Origin of the sequence: Methylobacterium variabile (genome assembly GCF_001043975.1) — a bacterium.
Classification (GTDB): Bacteria; Pseudomonadota; Alphaproteobacteria; order Rhizobiales; family Beijerinckiaceae; genus Methylobacterium; species Methylobacterium variabile.
The window spans coordinates 1-2,019 of sequence record NZ_LABY01000460.1; the positions used below are offsets into that span (position 1 = coordinate 1).

General features: G+C 73.8%; 2 protein-coding genes. Both read left to right on the top strand.

Annotated features, from left to right (window positions below; all coding sequences use genetic code 11):
* Nucleotides 1-320: 320 nt before the first annotated feature.
* Entirely contained in the window at nucleotides 321-1,235 is a 915-nt protein-coding gene (gene dapF, locus VQ02_RS33900; RefSeq protein WP_048448679.1) for a diaminopimelate epimerase, read from the top strand.
* Nucleotides 1,235-2,019, top strand: a 785-nt coding sequence (locus VQ02_RS33905; RefSeq protein ID WP_048448680.1) for a radical SAM protein, incomplete at its 3' end; no start/stop codon positions are given. The genes dapF and VQ02_RS33905, both read left to right, overlap by 1 nt.

Genomic DNA, 2,019 nt, shown 5'->3' on the forward strand with positions numbered 1-2,019 from the left:
CTGGGCCATGAGTTGCTGGGCCATGAGTTGCTGGGCGATGCCCGGGGTGCCGCAGGCCAGGGCCGCGGCGAGGCCGATCGCGATCGTCGGGAAGCGGGTCTTCATCACGGGCGGAGCGCTCCGGGCGGCTTCAGCGTGGGCCGGCATCGCCGGACCGATCGAACGCGTCAAGCGCAAAGCCGTTGCACCCTCATCGCGAGAGCGTGAGCGCCTGGGCCGGCGGGCGGGCGGGGCCGCGCCGCGGCTCGCCTCGGCAGCGGTTCTGGTCCATAGAGCCCGCGCCCCCCATCTCGGCAGCACCATCACGAATGAGGCCCTGCGTGTCCCCCCTCGCCCATCGCCGCTTCCTGAAGATGAACGGCCTCGGCAACGAGATCGTGGTGCTGGACCTGCGCGGTGGCGACGTCCGGGTGCAGCCGGAGGAGGCCCGCGCCATCGCGGCCGACCCGGCCTCGCGCTTCGACCAGATGATGGTGCTGCACGATCCCGTCACCCCGGGCACCGACGCCTTTGTCCGGATCTACAACACCGACGGTTCGGAGGCTGGCGCCTGCGGCAACGGCACCCGCTGCGTCGCCTGGGCGATGCTGGACGATCCCGAGATGTCCCGCGCCTCGGCCCGGGCCGGGAGCGACCGCCTGACCCTCGAGACCAGGGCCGGGCTCCTCGCCGTCGTCCGCGTCTCGGCCGTCGACTTCACCGTCGACATGGGCGCGCCGCGCTTGTCGTGGGACGAGATCCCGCTCGCCGAGCCTTTCCCCGACACCCGCCGCATCGAGTTGCAGATCGGGCCGATCGACGATCCGGTGCTGCACTCGCCGGGCGCGGTCAGCATGGGCAACCCGCACGCGGTGTTCTTCGTCGATCGCGACCCCGACACCTACGACCTCGCCCGGATCGGCCCGCTGCTCGAGTCCCATCCGATCTTCCCGGACCGGGCCAACATCTCGCTGGCCCGGATCCTCGACCGCTCGCACATCCGCCTGCGGGTCTGGGAGCGCGGCGCCGGCCTGACCCGGGCCTGCGGTACCGCGGCCTGCGCGGCCCTGGTGGCGGCGGCCCGCCTGCGCCTCACCGGGCGCGAGGCCACCGTCACCCTGCCCGGCGGCGACCTGCGCATCGCCTGGGGCGAGGACGACCACGTGCGCATGACCGGGCCGACGGAGCTGGAGCACGAGGGCACCTTCGCGCCCGCTCTCTTCGCCGGGGCGTCCGCCCCGTCGGGGGCGGCCTGATGGCGGTCGAGGTCCTGAGCTTCGGCTGCCGCCTCAACGCCGCCGAGTCGGAGGCGATGCGCCGGCAGGCGGAAGCCGCGGGCCGGGACGGCCTCATCCTCGTCAACACCTGCGCGGTGACGGCGGAGGCCGGGCGGCAGGCCCGCAAGGCGATCCGGGCGGCCGCGCGGGCGAACCCGGCGGCGCGGGTGGTGGTGACGGGCTGCGGCGCGCAGGTGGAGACCGACGCCTACGCCGCCATGCCGGAAGTGGCGGACATCGTCGGCAACCGCCGCAAGCTCGATCCGGCGACGTGGTCGGATCTCGGGGCCGAGCGGGTCCGGATCGATGACGTGATGGACCCCAGGCCCGATCCGCTGCCCGAGCCGGCGCCGATGCGGGCGCGCACCCGCGCCTTCCTGCCGGTGCAGAACGGCTGCGACCATCGCTGCACCTTCTGCATCATCCCGTTCGGCCGCGGCAACTCGCGCTCGGTGCCGGTCGCGAGCGCCGTGGCACAGGTCCGCGCCCTGGTGGCGGAAGGAACCCGCGAGGTGGTGCTCACCGGGGTCGACCTCACGGCCTATGGCCGCGACCTCGGCGGGCCGACGCTCGGCGGCCTGGTGCGGGCGATCCTGCGGGAGGTGCCGGACCTCGACCGCCTGCGGCTGTCCTCGATCGACTCCGTCGAGGCCGATCCGGAGCTGATGGCGGCGCTCGCCGAGGAGCCGCGGCTGATGCCGCATCTCCACCTCTCGCTCCAGGCCGGCGACGACCTGATCCTCAAGCGCATGAAGCGCCGCCA